Source organism: Streptomyces sp. NBC_01255 (assembly GCF_036226445.1).
GTDB lineage: Bacteria > Actinomycetota > Actinomycetes > Streptomycetales > Streptomycetaceae > Streptomyces.
Map to the genome: position 1 here is coordinate 5,177,813 of NZ_CP108474.1, position 18,165 is coordinate 5,195,977.

13 protein-coding genes are annotated in these 18,165 nt (G+C 71.9%); 6 read left to right on the forward strand and 7 right to left on the reverse strand.

The genetic code is table 11. From position 1 onward, the window contains the following. Window positions 1–51: 51 nt before the first annotated feature. On the forward strand, window positions 52–225 hold the full coding sequence (locus OG357_RS23520; protein ID WP_329623030.1) for a VOC family protein: 174 nt from the start codon (window positions 52–54) through the stop codon (window positions 223–225). A gap of 856 nt (window positions 226–1,081) precedes the next feature. Here the strand turns inward: OG357_RS23520 and OG357_RS23525 are convergent. The 3 genes from OG357_RS23525 to OG357_RS23535 form a co-directional block, all read right to left on the reverse strand. Continuing rightward, window positions 1,082–1,912 carry an alpha/beta fold hydrolase gene (locus OG357_RS23525; protein WP_329623031.1) on the reverse strand — a complete coding sequence of 277 codons (831 nt, stop codon included), beginning with the start codon at window positions 1,910–1,912 and terminating at the stop codon, window positions 1,082–1,084. A 45-nt stretch (window positions 1,913–1,957) separates the two neighbouring features. After that, window positions 1,958–2,629: a DUF4097 family beta strand repeat-containing protein gene (locus tag OG357_RS23530; protein ID WP_329623032.1), complete on the reverse strand. Its 672-nt coding sequence runs from the start codon at window positions 2,627–2,629 to the stop codon at window positions 1,958–1,960. A 237-nt stretch (window positions 2,630–2,866) separates the two neighbouring features. After that, the gene (locus OG357_RS23535; RefSeq protein WP_329623033.1) at window positions 2,867–4,429 is read right to left on the reverse strand and encodes an MFS transporter; all 1,563 of its coding nucleotides are present in this window, start codon (window positions 4,427–4,429) and stop codon (window positions 2,867–2,869) included. 201 nt (window positions 4,430–4,630) lie between these two features. Here OG357_RS23535 and OG357_RS23540 point away from each other — a divergent pair, with 201 nt between their 5' ends. The 3 genes from OG357_RS23540 to mfd all read left to right on the forward strand — a co-directional run bounded on the left by OG357_RS23540 (window position 4,631) and on the right by mfd (window position 11,729). Continuing rightward, window positions 4,631–5,419: an ABC transporter ATP-binding protein gene (locus tag OG357_RS23540; protein WP_329623034.1), complete on the forward strand. Its 789-nt coding sequence runs from the start codon at window positions 4,631–4,633 to the stop codon at window positions 5,417–5,419. Beyond that, window positions 5,416–7,992, forward strand: coding sequence for an ABC transporter permease (locus OG357_RS23545; protein ID WP_329623035.1), 2,577 nt, complete (start codon window positions 5,416–5,418; stop codon window positions 7,990–7,992). Before OG357_RS23540 ends, OG357_RS23545 begins: the two co-directional genes overlap by 4 nt. A 206-nt stretch (window positions 7,993–8,198) precedes the next feature. Continuing rightward, window positions 8,199–11,729 (forward strand): transcription-repair coupling factor, encoded by a 3,531-nt coding sequence (gene mfd / locus OG357_RS23550; RefSeq protein WP_329623036.1) that lies wholly within the window; start codon window positions 8,199–8,201, stop codon window positions 11,727–11,729. 113 nt (window positions 11,730–11,842) lie between these two features. On the opposite strand, the gene OG357_RS23555 is transcribed toward mfd, so the two are convergent. The 3 genes from OG357_RS23555 to OG357_RS23565 form a co-directional block, all read right to left on the reverse strand. Further along, complete coding sequence (locus OG357_RS23555) at window positions 11,843–13,102, reverse strand: SGNH/GDSL hydrolase family protein (protein ID WP_329623037.1); 1,260 nt, start codon at window positions 13,100–13,102, stop codon at window positions 11,843–11,845. 46 nt (window positions 13,103–13,148) lie between these two features. Then, a complete protein-coding gene (locus tag OG357_RS23560; protein ID WP_329623038.1) occupies window positions 13,149–13,766 on the reverse strand; it encodes a DUF1707 SHOCT-like domain-containing protein in 618 nt (205 codons plus the stop codon). A gap of 61 nt (window positions 13,767–13,827) precedes the next feature. Beyond that, on the reverse strand, window positions 13,828–14,406 hold the full coding sequence (locus tag OG357_RS23565; RefSeq protein ID WP_329623039.1) for a TetR/AcrR family transcriptional regulator: 579 nt from the start codon (window positions 14,404–14,406) through the stop codon (window positions 13,828–13,830). 133 nt (window positions 14,407–14,539) lie between these two features. Here OG357_RS23565 and OG357_RS23570 point away from each other — a divergent pair, with 133 nt between their 5' ends. Further along, window positions 14,540–15,397, forward strand: coding sequence for an SCO6745 family protein (locus OG357_RS23570; protein WP_329625673.1), 858 nt, complete (start codon window positions 14,540–14,542; stop codon window positions 15,395–15,397). 34 nt (window positions 15,398–15,431) lie between these two features. On the opposite strand, the gene OG357_RS23575 is transcribed toward OG357_RS23570, so the two are convergent. Beyond that, window positions 15,432–17,285 (reverse strand): VCBS repeat-containing protein, encoded by a 1,854-nt coding sequence (locus OG357_RS23575; protein ID WP_329623040.1) that lies wholly within the window; start codon window positions 17,283–17,285, stop codon window positions 15,432–15,434. Between the two features lie 190 nt (window positions 17,286–17,475). Here OG357_RS23575 and OG357_RS23580 point away from each other — a divergent pair, with 190 nt between their 5' ends. Next, the gene (locus tag OG357_RS23580) at window positions 17,476–18,111 is read left to right on the forward strand and encodes an HNH endonuclease family protein (RefSeq protein WP_329625674.1); all 636 of its coding nucleotides are present in this window, start codon (window positions 17,476–17,478) and stop codon (window positions 18,109–18,111) included. Window positions 18,112–18,165: the final 54 nt, after the last annotated feature.

The following is an 18,165-nucleotide window of genomic DNA, read 5'->3' on the forward strand; positions in this document are numbered from 1 at the left end:
GTCCGCTCGTCGATTTCGGCGCGCAGGGGCGTGAGTTGAAGGGCTAGCCTCATGAGGATCGACGCGTACCAGGCTCCGACCTGTCCCGAGGGGACGGTGCCGCAGCAGAGCCACCTCTGCTTCGACGTCGACGACCTGGACGAGGCGGAGACCGAGCTTCTCGCGCTGGGCGCGACCCTCCCCGCCGACCAGCCCCGCCCGGACCTGTGGCGGGTCCTGGGGTAGGTCCTGGGGGTGGGCCGGGGTCACGCCAGGGGCCGGGCAGCGGCGGGGGGCGGAGAGCGCCCGCCGGCCCGGTGGGTGGGGGCTTGGCTCGTAGTCGGGGCGGGTGGGCACCTGGCGGTCGGTCCGGGGTGCGCGGCTGTTGAATGGGGCAGTCGGGCGGCGCTTGGCGGGTCACGGCCGGTGGGCGGTGGGGATTCAGGCCCCGCTGGTCACTCCCGGTGGGCGGTGAGAGCATCCTGCCCCCGGGCGAACTTCACACCGAAACTGCCCAGTTGATCGCCATGCCCGACCGCGGCAGGAGAGTGGGGGCGAGTCATTCGTGCAGATCGATCTTCGAGGGAGGGGTAAATGTCTGCCTTGGGGCTTTCTCGTCGCCTGTTACCCGGAGTAGCTGCGGGTTAGTCACGCATCCACCCGCCGGGAGTGACCAGCGGGGCCTGAATCCCGGCCCAGGGGCGGACGTTCGCCGCTTGGCCAAGCTCGGCTGCCCCATTCAACGGCCGCGTACCCCGAACCGAGCGGAAGGGGCCGACTCGCCTCCGCTGCGAACCCAGCCCCCACCCACCGGGCTGTCAGGCGCCGTCCGACCCCAGATACTGCCCGGGACCCCGGCGACCCCGGCCCCCGGACCGCCCTCCGAGAGGTCTTTCGCTCCTGGAGCCGCCGGGTCAAGGGTGGCCGTAGGCCATCGGCGGAGCCGACTTGCCCTTGACGCGGTGGTGGAAGGTGCGACTCTCGGAAAGAGGGCGGTCCCACCAGAAGCCCGCCGGACACGTCCACCCGTGGGGCCTGAGCGACCCGCGCCGTTCCTGATGCCGTTCCTGATGCCGTCTGCCGTGCCGTGCCGTGCCACGGCTCAGGCGGCCTGGTGGTCGGCGGCGGTGGCGATTTCGCGGGTGGTGTCGGCGATGGCGCGGTAGTCCTTGCGGAGGATTTTGGAGTGGTTGCTGGGGACCTTCGTGCTGATCTGGATGTTCGGGTTGCGGGTGGTGGCGGGGGTGAGGTCGGCGCGGATCTTTTCCATCAGGGCGGGGTCGCCGCCGAGGTTGCCGCCGGTGGCCAGGACGTAGCGGGTGGGGGCGGTGATGCGGTCGAAGACCGGGTCGAGGTGGGTGGGTGCGCAGAGTTCGTTGACCTCGATGTTGATCTCGGCGTGCTGTTCGGCGCTCATGCGGGCGGCCATGCCGAGCCGGCGGGCGAGGGGGAAGACGGGGCTGAGGCGGCGGAACAGTTTGCGGACCTGGGTTTTGGTGGCGTCGTCGAGCCAGGAGTGGGGCATGGCGCCGTCCACGGACACGACCCCGTGGACGCGGTCGGGGTGTTGGGCGGCCCAGTGGACGGCGAGCATGGCGCCGTAGGACCAGCCGACGAGGATGGGGCGTTCGATGCCGCGGGCTGTGAGGACGGCGTCGAGGTCGCGCAGGCAGGCGGCGAAGGAGTAGTCGGTGGAGAGTGCGGACTTGCCGCGGGCGCGCTCGTCGTAGGTGATGTGGCGGTAGTCGCCGCCGAGTTCGGTGATGACGTGGCGCCAGTGCTTCTGGTCGGCGTAGGAGCCGTTGAGGTAGACGACGGGGCGGCCGGGGCCGCCGGTGTCGGTGACAGCGAGGCGGGTGTCGTCGACGCAGACCGTACCGGTCCAGGCAGCGGGGTGGATGGCGGCGGCGGTGGCGGTGACAGTGACGGTCATGGCAGGCCTTCTTTCTGGGTCGCAGGGCTGTGGGCGGGGTGGTGGTCAGAGGCTGCGGGCGGTGATGTCGCCGTGGGCGGTGGTCGCGGTGATGTTCAGGCCTGCGGCCGAACCCTCGCTGTTGTGGAGGGTGTTGGTGATGCGGCCGTAGGTGGTGCCGGCGTCGAGGGTGGCGGAGACGCCGCGGGCGGCGCCGATCTCCAGGTCGCCGGACTCGGTGCGGACCGTGACCGTGCCGGTCTTCGCCTCGGCGATCGTGATGTTGCCCTGCTGGGTGCGGAGTTCCGCGGGGCCGCCCAGGCGGCCGACGGTGATGTCACCGGCCTGGAGCGTCAGGCGGGCGGAGGCGGTCTCGTCGAGCTTGACGGTGCCCTGCGCGCTGTCGATGGTCACGTCGCCGAGGCGTCCGACGCCGCGGAGTTCGGCGGTGGCGGTCCTGGCCTCGACGCGGGAGCCGGCCGGGAGCTGGACGGTGACCTCGACCGCACCGGAGTTGCCCAGGATCCGGCTCTTCGGCTCGGCGGCCTCGATCCGCAGCACACCGTCGGCGTAGTCGACGCTGATCCGCTCGGCGGCCTTGATGTCGTTGCTCTTGGCCGGGTTCGCGGGGAGGACCTCGACCGTGGTGTCGGCCCGGTCGGCGGCGATGAACCGGATCCGGCCCGCCGGGACGGCGAGGACGGCGACGATCGCGGCGGGGGTGGCGAACTTCTGCATGATGCGCTCCTTGTGTTCTCCGGGCCCGGACTCTCTGTCCGCGCCGTTTCCGACAAGAGAAACGCTACGTTGCGTTCAAAGATCGAGCAACGTCTTCGTTGCGCCAGATGCGCATCCGCGCAGGTCATCACCCGTATTTCATTGCAACGGTCGTGCGACCTAACGCAATAGTCGCCACTCTGCGCGTTGCAATGAATTGAGCGTTAAGGTCCGGCCGCAACGGCAGTCGCCCCTGCCCTAGTCGTTCGTCTCCTCCTTCAGGACCGGGAAGCGGCGCGGTGCCAGCGTCAGTAGGGCCAGGAGCGCCAGGGCTGCCGCGCCCGCCGCGCCCAGGTAGACGTAGTCGACCGCCGCGTCGACCGCCCGGCGCAGGTGGTCCATGGTCTCGGCGGTCAGGGACGCCGGGGTGTCCAGTGCGCGGGCCAGGGTGTCCAGGTCGGTGCCGCCGCCCAGGCGGGCCGCCAGGACCCCGTTGGCCACCGCGCCGAAGAGGGCCGCGCCGACGGTCTGGCCGATCTGGCGGCAGAAGAGGACCGAGGCGGTCGTCGTGCCTCTTTCCTCGTACGGGACCGTCGACTGGACTCCGACGATCAGGGGGAGTTGGAAGAGGCCCAGCGTCCCGCCCAGGAGGAGCATGAGGAGCGCGGGCTGCCACGGTTCGCCGGGGAACGGCAGGAACGGGAACGCGAGCAGCAGGAGCAGCGCGCCCGAGATGCCGAGGATCGCGGTGGCGCGGAAGCCGATGCGGTTGTAGACGCGGTTGGAGAGCGCGGCCGTGATGGGCCAGCTCAGGGTCCAGGTGGAGAGGACGAAGCCGGCGGCTATGGGCCCCAGGCCGAGGACGGACTGCGCGTACGTCGGGAGGAAGACCGTCGGTGCGACCATCAGGAGGCCCAGGGCGCCCAGGGAGAGGTTGACGGCGGCTATCGTGCGGCGGCGCCAGACCCAGCCGGGGATGATCGGTTCGGCTGCGCGGCGCTCGATGACGACGGTGAGGGCGCCGAGGGCGGCGGCTCCGCCGAGCAGGCCGAGGGACGGGGCGGAGAGCCAGGGCCAGGCGACGCCGCCCTGGACGAGCGCGGTGATGAGCAGGGCGCCGGTGGCGAAGACGGCGAGCGCGCCGGCCCAGTCGATCCGGGGCTTCTCGCGGGGCGCGGTCGTGGTGCGCTTCGGCTCCACCAGGTGACGGGTGACCAGCCACAGCGCGACGAGGCCGACCGGCACGTTGATCAGGAAGATCCAGCGCCAGTCGGCGTATCCGGCGAGCAGTCCGCCGACCGCCGGGCCGGCGACGGAGGACGCGGCCCACACGGAGGAGAGCCTCGCCTGGATCTTCGGGCGTTCCTTCAGCGGGTACAGGTCGGCGGCGATCGTCTGGACCGTTCCCTGGAGCGCGCCGCCGCCGAGGCCCTGGACGACGCGGAAGGCGATGAGGGAGGCCATGCTCCAGGCGGCGGCGCAGAGCAGGGAGCCGATGAGGAAGAGGACGATTCCGGCGATGAGGACGGGCTTGCGGCCGAAGGTGTCGCTGAGCTTTCCGTACACCGGCAGGGTCACGGTCACGGCGAGCAGGTAGCCGGAGAACAGCCAGGAGAAGACGGCGAGTCCGCCGAGGTCGCCGACGATCTGGGGGACGGCGGTGGAGACGATCGTGCCGTCGAGGGCGGCGAGCCCCATGCCGAGCATGAGCGCGGCGACGACGGGCCCTCGGCGCGCGGCCGTTCGGGGGTCGGGGGTCGCGGTGGTGGCCGGTGTCCCGGTCCCGCCCGCTCCCGCCGGTGTCGTGGACGGCTCGGTCACCGCGCAGTTCCTTTCTTCGTACACCTAAATGTTCGCCGACAGGGTCTCACCCGGACCTGGGTCGGAGGAACCCCTAGGGGTAACTCCTCCATGCGGACCAGGGTTCAGTCGTCCCGGCGGAGGATGAGAAGGCCGGTTTTTGATTCTTAACTTGGGCTTACAAGCCCACTCACCCTTCCGTCCCACTCCTAGGAGAAGATCGTGACTTCGGCTGTGACCATCCCCCGGCACGGGGGTAGCGGAGGACGTACGGCCGTCGTCGCGCGGGCGCGACAGGTCGTCAAGGCGTACGGCACCGGGGAGACCCGGGTCGTCGCGCTGGACTCCGTCGACGTGGACATCGCCCGCGGCGCCTTCACCGCGATCATGGGGCCCTCGGGCTCGGGCAAGTCGACCCTGATGCACTGCCTCGCAGGGCTCGACACCGTCACCAGCGGTGAGATCTTCCTCGACGAGACCGAGATCACCGGGCTCAAGGACAAGAAGCTCACGCAGCTCCGCCGCGACCGGATCGGCTTCATCTTCCAGGCGTTCAACCTGCTGCCGACCCTGAACGCCATCGAGAACATCACGCTCCCGATGGACATCGCGGGGCGGAAGCCGGACGCCGAGTGGCTGCGGCGGGTCGTCGACACGGTCGGCCTCTCCGACCGGCTCAAGCACCGGCCGAACCAGCTCTCCGGCGGTCAGCAGCAGCGCGTAGCCGTGGCCCGCGCGCTCGCCGCCCAGCCCGAGATCATCTTCGGCGACGAGCCGACCGGAAACCTCGACTCCCGGGCCGGCGCCGAAGTCCTCGGCTTCCTGCGGCAGTCGGTCGACGAGCTGGGGCAGACGATCGTCATGGTCACGCACGACCCGGTCGCCGCCTCGTACGCCGACCGGGTCCTCTACCTCGCCGACGGGCGGATCGTGGACGAGATGGAGCGGCCCACCGCCGACGCCGTCCTCGACCGCATGAAGGACTTCGACGCGCGCGGGCGGACGTCATGACCGTCCTCAAGACCTCCCTGCGCAACTTCCTCGCGCACAAGGGGCGCATGGCGCTCTCCGCCGTCGCCGTCCTCCTCTCCGTCGCGTTCGTCTCGGGGACCCTCGTCTTCACCGACACGATGAACACGACGTTCGACAAGCTCTTCGCGGCGACCGCCTCCGACGTCACCATCAGCCCGAAGAGCGCGGACGCGACCGAGGCAGCCCCGCAGACCGGCCGCCCCGAGACCCTCCCCGCCTCGCTCGTCGAGCAGGTGAGGAAGGCGGAGGGCGTCGAGACCGCCCAGGGCGGCGTCGCCTCCGTCAGCGTCACCGTCGTCAACGCCGAGAACGAGAACGTCGGGCCCACCAGCGGCGCCCCGACGATCGCCATCAACTGGAGCCCGAACGAACTCCGTTCGATGGAGCTCGTCTCCGGCCACGAACCGCGCGGCCCCACCGACGTCGTCGTCGACAGCGCCACCGTCGAGAAGCACGGCCTGAAGATCGGCGACGAGCTGCGGACCATCGCCGTCGACGGCGACTTCACCGCGCGGATCTCCGGCATCGTCGACTTCAAGGCCACCAACCCCGGCGCCACGCTCGTCTACTTCGACACCGCCACCGCGCAGCGCGAACTCCTCGGCAAGGAAGGCCTGTTCACGCAGGTCGCCGTCGACGCGAAGCCCGGTGTCAGCGCCGACGCGCTCAAGGCGAACATCGCCGCGACCGTCGGGGGCGACGGCTACAAGCTCCAGACGGCCGCCGAGGCCGCCGACGCGGGCCGCGAGAGCATCGCCGGACTGCTCGACGTCATGAAGTACGCGATGCTCGGCTTCGCCGGGATCGCCTTCCTCGTCGGCATCTTCCTCATCGTCAACACCTTCTCCATGCTGGTCGCCCAGCGCACCCGCGAGATCGGCCTCATGCGGGCCATCGGCTCCAGCCGCAAGCAGGTCAACCGCTCCGTCCTCGTCGAGGCGTTTCTCCTCGGGATCGTCGGCTCGGTCGCCGGCGTCGCGGCGGGCGTCGGGCTCGCCGTGGGCCTCATGAAGCTCATGTCCTCGATGGGCATGGAGCTCTCCACCCGCGACCTCACCGTCGCGTGGACGACCCCCGTCGTCGGCCTCGCCCTCGGCATCGTCGTCACCGTCCTCGCCGCCTACATCCCGGCGCGCCGGGCCGGCAAGGTCTCCCCGATGGCCGCCCTCCGTGACGCCGGCACGCCCGCCGACGGGAAGGCCGGACGGGTCCGGGGCGTCCTCGGCCTCGCTTTCACCGCCGCCGGAGCCGCCGCCCTGTGGGCTGCGACCCGCGCCGACGAGGCCGGTCCCGGCTCGCTCTGGCTCGGCCTCGGCGTCGTCCTCTCCCTCCTCGGCTTCATCGTCATCGGCCCGCTCCTCGCGGGCGTGGTGGTCCGTGCCCTCGGCGTCGTCGTCCTGCGGGTCTTCGGCCCGGTCGGCCGGATGGCCGAGCGCAACGCCCTGCGCAACCCGCGCCGCACCGGCGCCACCGCCGCCGCCCTGATGATCGGCCTCGCCCTCGTCGCCGGCCTCTCGGTGGTCGGCTCCTCGATGGTCGCCTCGGCCACGCAGGAGCTGGACCGCTCCGTCGGCGCCGACTACATCGTCCGGTCCAACACCGGTCAGCCGATCGTGCCGCAGGCGCAGGCCGCCCTGGAGAAGGTCCCCGCCCTCGACCACGTCACCGAGTACAAGTCGGTCGACGTCACGATCACCGACCCGCGCGGCCGGACCACGACGGCCGACCTGGCCGCCACCGACCCGACGTACACGAAGGACCTCCGCCGCGAGGTCACCTCCGGCACGCTCGCCGGCGCCTACGGCGCGGACGCGATGTCCGTCGGCAGCGACTACGCCACCGAGCACGGCGTGAAGGTCGGCGACGTGATGACCGTCGCCTTCAAGGGCGGCGAGACGGCGAAGCTCAAGGTCGCGGCCATCACCGCGGACATCGGCCAGGTCGACAAGGGCGCGATGTACACCAACGTCACCACGGTCGCCCGGTACGTCCCCGCCGACCGGATGCCGAAGAGCCTGCTGATCCTCGCCAGCGCGAAGGACGGCCAGGAGACCCAGGCGTACGAAGCGGTCAAGGACGCCCTCGCGCCCTACCCGCAGTACAAGGCCAGCAACCAGGCCGACTACAAGGAGGACCTCAAGAGCCAGGTCGGCCAGCTCCTCAACATCGTGTACGGGCTCCTCGCCCTCGCGATCGTCGTGGCGATCCTCGGTGTCGTGAACACCCTGGCCCTCTCGGTGGTCGAGCGGACCCGCGAGATCGGCCTCATGCGGGCCATCGGCCTCTCCCGCCGCCAGCTGCGCCGCATGATCCGCCTGGAGTCCGTGGTCATCGCCCTCTTCGGCGCCCTTCTGGGCCTCGGCCTGGGCATGGGCTGGGGCACGGCCGCCCAGAAGCTGCTCGCCCTGGAGGGCCTCGGCGTCCTGGAGATCCCCTGGCCGACGATCATCACGGTGTTCGTCGGCTCGGCCTTCGTGGGCCTCTTCGCGGCCCTCGTCCCGGCCTTCCGGGCCGGCCGGATGAACGTCCTGAACGCGATCGCGAGCGAGTAGCGGTACGTGTACCCGAGCGGCCCCGGTGGACCCCCGAAAGGGGTGTACGCCGGGGCCGCACCGCGTCGCCGCCCGGTGTTTCGGAAGCGACTGTCGTTGCCCCGTCGTACGCTGGGCACCCCGGCCCGTTCGACGTGTCGGGCTGTTCGCGTTGTCCGCCCCCGCGCCACCGCGCCCCGTACTCCGAACCCGGGATGGAAAGCTCCATGAGCCTGCACGGCCTGCTTGATGTAGTCGTCAAGGACGCGGCCCTCGCCGAGGCGGTGAAGGCCGCCGCCGACGGGAACCGCCCGCACGTCGACCTGGTCGGGCCCGCCGCCGCGCGGCCGTTCGCCGTCGCCGCGCTCGCCCGTGACTCGGGGCGCCCGGTCCTGGCCGTCACGGCGACCGGGCGGGAGGCCGAGGACCTGGCCGCCGCGCTCCGCTCGCTCCTCGACCCCGACACGGTCGCCGAGTACCCCTCCTGGGAGACCCTGCCGCACGAGCGGCTCTCGCCCCGCTCCGACACCGTCGGCCGCCGCCTCGCCGTACTGCGCCGCCTCGCGCACCCGCGCGACGACGACCCGGCCGCCGGCCCCGTGAGCGTGGTCGTCGCGCCGATCCGCTCCGTGCTCCAGCCGCAGGTCAAGGGCCTCGGCGACCTGGAGCCGGTGGCGCTGCGCAGCGGCCAGAGCGCGGATCTGAACGAGATCGTCGAGGGCCTGGCGGCCGCCGCGTACTCCCGGGTCGAGCTCGTCGAGAAGCGCGGCGAGTTCGCCGTGCGCGGCGGCATCCTGGACGTCTTCCCGCCCACCGAGGAGCACCCGCTCCGCATCGAGTTCTGGGGCGACGACGTCGAGGAGATCCGCTACTTCAAGGTGGCGGACCAGCGCTCCCTCGAAGTCGCCGAGCACGGCCTGTGGGCGCCGCCCTGCCGCGAGCTGCTCCTCACCGACTCCGTACGGGAACGGGCCAGGGCACTGGCCGAGGCCCACCCCGAGCTGGGCGAGCTCCTCAACAAGATCGCGGAGGGCATCGCGGTCGAGGGCATGGAGTCCCTCGCCCCGGTCCTCGTCGACGACATGGAGCTGCTGCTCGACGTGCTGCCGAAGGGCTCCATGGCCGTGGTCTGCGACCCGGAGCGGGTCAGGACCCGGGCCTCGGACCTGGTCGCGACGTCGCAGGAGTTCCTCCAGGCCTCCTGGGCGGCGACCGCCGGCGGCGGCGAGGCCCCGATCGACGTCGGCGCGGCCTCCCTGTGGGGGATCGCGGACGTCCGCGACCGGGCGCGCGAGCTGGGCATCGCCTGGTGGTCGGTGGCGCCGTTCGCGGCGGACGAGGTCCTGTCCGGCGACACCCTCGTCCTCGGCATGCGCGCCCCGGAGTCGTACCGCGGCGACACCGCCCGCGCGCTCGCCGACACCAAGGGCTGGCTGGCCGACGGCTGGCGGACGGTGTACGTGACGGAGGCCCACGGCCCCGCGACCCGTACGGTCGAGGTCCTCGGCGGCGAGGGCATCGCCGCCCGCCTCGACGCGGACCTCGCCGAGATCTCCCCGTCCGTCGTGCACGTGTCGACCGGCTCCATCGACTTCGGCTTCGTCGACCCGGCGCTCAAGCTCGCCGTCCTCACCGAGACCGACCTGTCCGGCCAGAAGGCGGCCGGCAAGGACGGCCAGCGGATGCCGGCCAAGCGCCGCAAGACGATCGACCCGCTGACCCTGGAGGTCGGCGACTACATCGTGCACGAGCAGCACGGCGTCGGCCGGTACGTGGAGATGGTCCAGCGGACCGTGCAGGGCGCGACCCGCGAGTACCTCCTCGTCGAGTACGCCCCCGCCAAGCGCGGCCAGCCCGGCGACCGGCTGTACATCCCGACCGACCAGCTGGAGCAGGTCACCAAGTACGTCGGCGGCGAGGCCCCGACGCTGCACCGGCTCGGCGGCGCGGACTGGACGAAGACGAAGGCGCGCGCGAAGAAGGCCGTCAAGGAGATCGCCGCCGACCTGATCAAGCTGTACTCGGCGCGGATGGCGGCCCCCGGGCACGCCTTCGGCCAGGACACCCCGTGGCAGCGCGAGCTGGAGGACGCCTTCCCGTACGCGGAGACCCCCGACCAGCTGTCCACGATCGCCGAGGTCAAGGAGGACATGGAGAAGACGGTCCCCATGGACCGGCTGATCTGCGGCGACGTCGGCTACGGCAAGACGGAGATCGCGGTACGGGCCGCGTTCAAGGCGGTCCAGGACGGCAAGCAGGTCGCCGTCCTCGTCCCGACGACGCTGCTCGTGCAGCAGCACTTCGGCACGTTCAGCGAGCGCTACTCGCAGTTCCCGGTGAACGTGCGGGCGCTGTCCCGCTTCCAGTCCGACACCGAGGCGAAGGCGACCCTGGAGGGGATGCGGGAGGGCGCGGTCGACGTCGTCATCGGCACCCACCGACTCTTCGCCTCCGAGACGAAGTTCAAGGACCTGGGCCTGGTCATCGTCGACGAGGAGCAGCGCTTCGGCGTCGAGCACAAGGAGCAGCTGAAGAAGCTCCGCGCCAACGTCGACGTGCTGACGATGTCGGCCACCCCGATTCCCCGTACGCTCGAAATGGCGGTGACGGGCATCCGCGAGATGTCGACGATCACCACCCCGCCGGAGGAGCGGCACCCGGTCCTCACCTTCGTCGGCCCGTACGAGGAGAAGCAGATCGGCGCGGCGATCCGCCGTGAACTCCTGCGCGAGGGCCAGGTCTTCTACATCCACAACCGTGTCGACTCCATCGACCGCGCGGCCGCCCGCCTCCGGGAGATCGTGCCGGAGGCGCGGATCGCGACCGCCCACGGCCAGATGTCGGAATCGGCCCTGGAGCAGGTCGTCGTCGACTTCTGGGAGAAGAAGTTCGACGTGCTGGTCTCGACGACGATCGTCGAGTCCGGCATCGACATCTCCAACGCGAACACCCTCATCGTGGAGCGCGGCGACAACTTCGGCCTGTCGCAGCTCCACCAGCTCCGCGGCCGCGTCGGCCGTGGCCGCGAGCGCGGCTACGCCTACTTCCTGTACCCGCCGGAGAAGCCGCTGACGGAGACCGCGCACGAGCGGCTCGCGACGATCGCCCAGCACACCGAGATGGGCGCGGGCATGTACGTGGCGATGAAGGACCTGGAGATCCGCGGCGCGGGCAACCTCCTCGGCGGCGAGCAGTCCGGCCACATCGCGGGCGTCGGCTTCGACCTGTACGTCCGCATGGTCGGCGAGGCGGTCGCGGACTACCGGGCGCAGATGGAGGGCGGCGTGGAGGAGGAGGCGCCGCTGGAGGTCAAGATCGAGCTGCCGGTCGACGCCCACATGCCGCACGACTACGCGCCGGGGGAGCGGCTGCGCCTTCAGGCGTACCGCTCGATCGCCTCCGCGAACTCGGAGGAGGACATCAGGGCCGTACGCGAGGAACTCACCGACCGGTACGGCAAGTTGCCGGAGCCGGTGGAGAACCTGCTCCTGGTGGCGGGCCTGCGGATGCTGGCGCGCGCGTGCGGCGTCGGCGAGATCGTCCTCCAGGGCCCGAACATCCGCTTCGCGCCGGTGGAGTTGAGGGAGTCGCAGGAGCTGCGCCTGAAGCGGTTGTACCCGCGCACGGTCATCAAGCCAGCGGTCCACCAGATCCTGGTGCCGCGCCCGACGTCGGGCAAGATCGGCGGGAAGCCGGTGGTGGGGCGCGAACTGCTCGCGTGGACGGGCGAGTTCCTCACGACGATCCTCGGCTCGTAGCTCCGTGGGCGTCCCCGGTCCGGCAGCGAGTCCTTCGTCGACCGGCTGACGCGCCGTCTCCAGCGCGCGGCGCCCCCCCGAGCCGTAGGGGGCGGGGCGCCGCGCCGCGGGGACTACAGCTCGTTCAGGTCCACGGCCTGGGCCATCGCCTCGTAGCCCGCGTCGTTCGGGTGGAGGCCGTCGCCCGAGTCGTACGCCGGGAGGATGCGGTCCGGGTCCGTCGGGTCCGCGACCGCACGGTCGAAGTCGACGACCGCGTCGTACGCGCCGGACGTGCGGATCCAGTCGTTGACGGCTTCCCTCTTGGCCTCGTTCGCCGGGGTGTCGTAGAAGGAGCCCTTGATCGGGGTGAGGGTCGCGCCGAGGATCTTGAGGCCCTTCGCGTGGGCCTCGCGGATCAGGGTGCGGTGGCCCGCGATCAGCTGTGCGGCGGAGACGTCAGGGGTGGGCGCGGCGGGGAAGGTCGTCGTGCTGCCGCCGATGTCGTTGATGCCTTCGAGGACGATCACGGTCCGGACGCCGGGCTCCGCCAGCACGTCCTGCCGGAAGCGCTTGAGGCCCTTCTCGCCCGCCCAGGTGGTGTCGTTGACGACCTGGTTGCCGGCTATCCCGTGGTTGACGACGGCGCGCGGCCGCCCGGACTCGGCGAGGCGCTCCGCCAGCGCGTCGGGGTAGCGGCTCTCGGTGTCGAGCGTGGAGCCGACGCCGTCGGTGATGGAGTCGCCGAAGGTCACGACGCCGTTGCGGCGGGCGGTGTCACGGCCGCCGGTGACCTCGACGCCGGAGAGGAAGTACCAGGACGCGCTGGTCTCCTGGAAGGCCGCGCCGCCCAGGTCGCCGCGGTGGTCGCCGTCGGCGCGGTAGCTGGTGGCCGAGGAGAAGTGGTGGAAGGTCGCGGGGCCGGTCTTCTCCGCGAGGTAGAGCGTGACGGTAAGGGATTCGAAGGCCTCGACGGGGAGGTTCGCGGTGTCGCTGAGGAGTGTGCCGCCGGCCGGGATCGTCACGGACGCCCGCCCGTCGAAGCGGAGTTGGCGTACGGAGCCGGGGCGTACGGCGCTGCCCTTCGCCGTGCGGGCGACGGTCGCGCCCGTGATCCGCAGGGGAGTGGAGCCGTAACGGTTCGTCAGCTCGATCCGGGCCCGGCTGCCGCCGGTGGTGACCCGGACGACCTGGCGGACGGTGTGGTTGTCGAAGCCCTGCTGCGACCAGTTGGCGGTGAACGGCGCGGTCGGTGACTGCGGGGACGCGGCCCAGGCGGCACGCCAGGAGGGGCCGTGGTGGCCGGTGTCGGCGAGTGCGGCGGGGGCGATGCCGAGGGCGGCGGTGGTGAGCAGGGCTATGGCGGCGCGGCGGAGGGTGCTCGTCGTTTGCATGCTTGCGTCAATTAATGGCTGGCGCGGGGTATTCCCGCCGACAGGCCTATTTCTGCGGCGGGTTGCTGTCCAGCTTGCGCTGTTCCCTGCGGTTGGGGTGCCGGATGACCACTCCTCCCGCGCCGCCGGAACCGGCGAGCCGGATCAGCGGAGTTCCCGGGAGCCGGTCGGGAGTGGTTGTGTCCGTCAGGCCGCCGCGGCCGGGATCCATGCCGCTGGTGTCTGCGGCCCACCCGTCGGGGATGACGATCGTGACGCCGGAGGTCTCCCCGTACGCCTCCACCACGACCTCCGTGAGGCGGCACTCGACCCGGGTGAAGTCGACCTTCACGCCCCCCACGCCTCCGTGCGCGATCACGTGCCCGGGAACCTCCCAGCGCCCGGGGCCTTGGGACGCGCCGAACATGCCGCCCTTGAGGACCAGCGGCGGCAGGCTCCCGGCGGGATTCAGCTTCGGCAGGTCGGCGGTCAGGACGGCCAACTCGGCGTGAGTCCTGGACTTCAGCGCCAGCTCGAGGCGCGAATCCAGCTCGTCGAGATCGATGCGCCCCTCGGCTGCCGCGTCGCGCAGCTGCTCCACCACGGCTTCCCGGTCGTCGTGAGAGGCGCGGAGCTCTCCTGGTGGAGCAGGGCGCGGAGAGGGCTCGGGGGGCTGGGCGGTCATGGCCGCAAGGATATGCGGCCGGCGGACCGAGTGGACGGGGACTCCCCGTCGCGAACGCTGCCTAGTCGCGTTCTTCTGTGGGGAGTTGGCCGGGGAAGAGCAGGCCGGTCAGGGAGCGGAAGTACTCCTCCGGGTCCCGGTCGCCCAGCGCCGCGTCGATGTTCCGCGTCAGGAGCAGGGTCGCGAACCCGTGGGCGAGCGACCAGGCGGCGATGCCCGCCGTGCGGGCGTCGGGGACGTCCGGCAGGCCGGCGACGCCCGCGCGGAGTTCGGCGGAGGCGCGTTCCTTGGCGGCGAGGAGCTCCGGGTCGTCGGTGCGGAGCAGGTCCGGCTGGAACATGATCTGGAAGTGGGCGGGGTGGTCCGCCGCGAACCGTACGTACCGCACGCCGCGTTCGCGCAGCTCGGGCGTCCCGGCGAGGGCCGCGGCCAGGAGGTCGTATCCCTCGGCGGCGATCGCCGTGAGGAGTCCGGTGCGGTCCTTGAAGTGGTGGGCGGGGGCGGCGTGGGAGACGCCGGCGCGGCGGGCGAGGTCGCGCAGGCTCAGCGCCCCGGGGCCGTCGGCGGCGATCACGTCGAGGGCGGCGGCGAGGACGGACTGCCGCAGGTCGCCGTGGTGGTAGGTCTTCCGGCTCGTCATGGCAGCAGCCTAACCCTTATCTAGTCATTGACAAGTTTGTGGGAGCGGGTGCAATCTTGTCAGTGACAAGTCGATGGGTGAGTGAGAGTCGATCACTAGGGAGACCGCCGTGGAATCCGGACGCGTACGTCAGATGTGGCACCTGCTCGAACCCCTGCACGCCCTGCTCTACTACGCCCCCGAGGCCTTCGACGAGGCCGCCGCCCTCGGCTACGACACCGCCGAGCGCTGGCCCTCCTACTTCGCGTGGCGCTCCGCCCCGCTCGGCGCGCCCGGCCCGGCCCGGGTGGCCTCGGCGTTCTACAGCTTCAGCCCCGAGATGGTCGCCCGGTACGTCACGGAGGGCGCCGGCCGGGAGGCTCAGGCCCCCACCGCGCTCCCCGCCGACGTCCTCGCCGCCCGCCTCCGGGCCGTCGACCGCACCTACCGTTCCGTCCTCGGCGAGGACACCGTCAAGAGCCCCGAGCTCGCCGAGGCCGCCGCCCTCGCCCGCCGCGCCGCCGAGGCGGCCGGGACCGAGGGGCGCCCGCTCGCCGCCGCCAACGCCGCCCTGCCCTGGCCCGAGGCCCCGCACCTCGTCCTCTGGCAGGCCGCGACGATCCTGCGCGAGCACCGCGGCGACGGGCACCTCGCCGCGCTCCTCGTCGCCGGGCTCGACCCGGTCGAGGCGCTCGTCTCCTTCGCGGCGATCGGCGCCGCGCCCGAGGCCGTCTTCGAGAGCCGCGGCTGGTCCGCCGCCGCCTGGTCCGCCGCCCGCGCCCGCCTCGCCACCCGCGGTCTCGTCCACGCGACGGGCGCGGCCACCGACGAGGGCCGCGCGCTGCGCGACCAGGTCGAGCTGCGTACGGACGAACTGGCCGCCGCCCCCTGGGCCGCCCTCGGCCCGGACGGCACGAGCCGGCTCGCCGAACTGCTCGGCGGCCCTTGGCTGTCCGCGATCGGCTCCGGCCTGCTCCCCGCCGAGAACACGCTGGGCATCGGCAAGGTGTGAGACCGGAGCGTCACGGGACGCGGATCGCGGAAGGTCAGAAGAGCAGTTCCCCTGCCGGGAAGCTCGAACCGGCCTTCACGCGCGGGGCGTAGCCGCCGCTGCCGTCGCCCTTGTAGGTGTAGAGGTCACCCCCGGCCTCGCGGCCGACCAGGTCCGGCTTTCCGTCGCCGTCCAGGTCGCCGGGTGCGACGAGGGCGTCGTAGACGTTCCAGGCGGTGCCGATGGCCTGGCGCGCCGAGAGTGTTCCGTCGCCGTTCCCCCGGTGGAGCCAGAGGCGGCCGGTGTCGTCGATGGCGACGAGGTCGGCGACCTTCGGGCCGCCGGTGAGGTCCTGGTCGAAGTCGACGGCGACCACGGACCGGTAGGTGCTCCAGGTGCTCCCGTCGCCGCCGGTGCCGCCGGTGCCTTCGGTGTCGGCGATCGGCGTGCGCGGGGCGTAGCTGTGTGCTCCGGTCCCCTTGTGGAGCCAGAGTCCGCCCGTGGTGTCGCGGGTGATCAGGTCGGCGACGGTGTCGCCGTCGACGTCGCCGGGGGCGAGGAGGACGTTGTCGTTCCCGAACCCGGTCCCCGCCGCCTTGCGGCCGGAGCCGCCAGAGTACGAGCCGTCGGCGGCGGCCTCGTAGTGCCACAGGTCGCCGGCCGTGTCGACGGCGGCGAGGGTCGTTCCCTGGCGGGCGACCAGCTTCATCCCGTTCCAGCCCGTGCCGACCTTGCACGGCTTCGCCAGGGCGGCGTGGGTGCCGTCGGCCCGGCCTGCGTAGCGGTACAGCCCGCCGGCCGCGTCCCGCCGGAACACGGCGCCGGGGGTGGCCCCGTAGGCGCCGCAGTCCTCCCAGTAGGCCGCGCCGCGGATCGGCAGGTGGTCGGAGATCCACTTGCCGACGGTCGGGGTCGTCGGCTCGGGAGGCACGTCGCCGACCTCGCCGCGGAAGTACCGGGAGCTGAAGAAGGTGTAGTCGAGCTTCTGCTTCTGCGCCGTGTGCGCCGCGTCGAGCTTGGTCAGCTGTCCGCTGCGGCACCGCGCGACCGGGGCGGCGCAGAGGGCGCCGCGCATCCCGAAGCGATCGGCGTCGGTCTCGTCGGCCTCGGCGAACGTGCCGTGGCCGCCTTCGCCGGCGCCGGCCTCGTAGAAGCGGTCGAGGACGTCTCCCCACGGGGAGGAGTTGAAGTCGCCGCCGAGGACGACGGGGATGCCCGCGTCCTCCCAGGTCCTGGCCTGCGCGGCCAGCTTGTCGGCCTCCCTGGCCATCACCGCGTGCATCGCCTGCTGCTGGGCGGTGGGGTCGGCGGGGAGGGTGGGGAGGCCCCACCACAGGTGCACCGAGCACGCCCAGGTCTGCCGGGACTGCACCCAGGCCTTGATGCACGGGGCCTTGATGTCCTCCGCGTTCGATCCCGGGACGGTGCCCAGGATCGCGGCCCGCGTGTCCAGGGTGAGGTCGACGCCGTCGACGGCGAGGCCCCTGACGAACGTCGCCATCCCGTAGCTCGGGGTGGTGGACCCGACCGGGTCCTTGCAGAGCGACCCGAGGTTGCCGGCCGCGACGGTCTCGACGTACCGGCCGGTGTATCCCCGGCTGCCGAGGCGGGCCTTCAGATCGTCGAACTGGTACCTGCAGACCTCGACGAGGAAGAGGTAGTCGGCGTTCCAGACGCCCGCCGCCGTCTCGTCGACGATCGTGTCGTACCGCGCCTCGTTGCCCGCGGCGCTGACGTCGCAGCCGCCGGTCCCGCCGCTGCCGCACATGTTGTACGTGTACGTCCTGACCGGCGGCGCGGCCGACGGGCCCACCGTGTCGGCCTGGGCCTGAGGTGCCGTCACCGCCAGTCCCGCGCAGATGAAGGCCAGTACGGCCGTCAGCGCCCGGAGCACTCCGGACCTTCGCATGCGTCCCCCTGAGGATGCGTATGAGGATGCGCATGAGGATGTGCATCGGAAGGACGGAACGCTACCCTCCGGCCGCGGGGGACGAAGCGCCCGTATCAGCCCAAGTCCGGGATTCCGGGGCGCCTAGGATTCCAGGGTGCTGACGTATCGGAAGACCCTGACCGCGACCGCGCTCGCCGCCGCCACCCTGATGGCGGCCACCGCCTGCACGCCCGCCTCCGACACCCCTTCTGCCGAGGGCGGCTCGGGCGGCAAGCCCGCCGCGCGCGGCTCCGCGCTCGCCGCCGTGGACGCCCTCACCGTCAAGGGCCGGGCCCCGAAGACCGGTTACGAGCGGGAGAAGTTCGGCCGGGCCTGGGCGGACGTCGACGGCAACGGCTGCGGCACCCGCGACGACATACTCCGGCGCGACCTGACCGGCGTCCGCCTCACGGACGGCCGCTGCAAGGTCGCCTCCGGGACCCTCACCGACGACCCGTACACCGGGACCACCGTCGAGTACGTCCGGGGCCGCAGCAAGGTCGACATCGACCACGTCGTGGCGCTCTCCGACGCCTGGCAGAAGGGTGCCGGGAAGTGGGACAAGGACACCCGCCGCCGCTTCGCCAACGACCCCCTCAACCTCCTCGCCGTCGACTCGTCGACGAACCGGCGCAAGTCCGACGGCGACGCCGCGACCTGGCTCCCGCCGAACAAGGCGTACCGCTGCACGTACGTGGCCCGGCAGGTCGCCGTGAAGAAGAAGTACGGAGTGTGGGTGACCGGCGCCGAGCGGGACGCGATGAAGCGGGTCCTCAAGGGCTGCCCGCAGCAGAAGCTGCCGTAGCGGGCTTGCCTCTCGGGAAAATCGCTTCCTCTCCCCGAAGATGATCTTTATCCT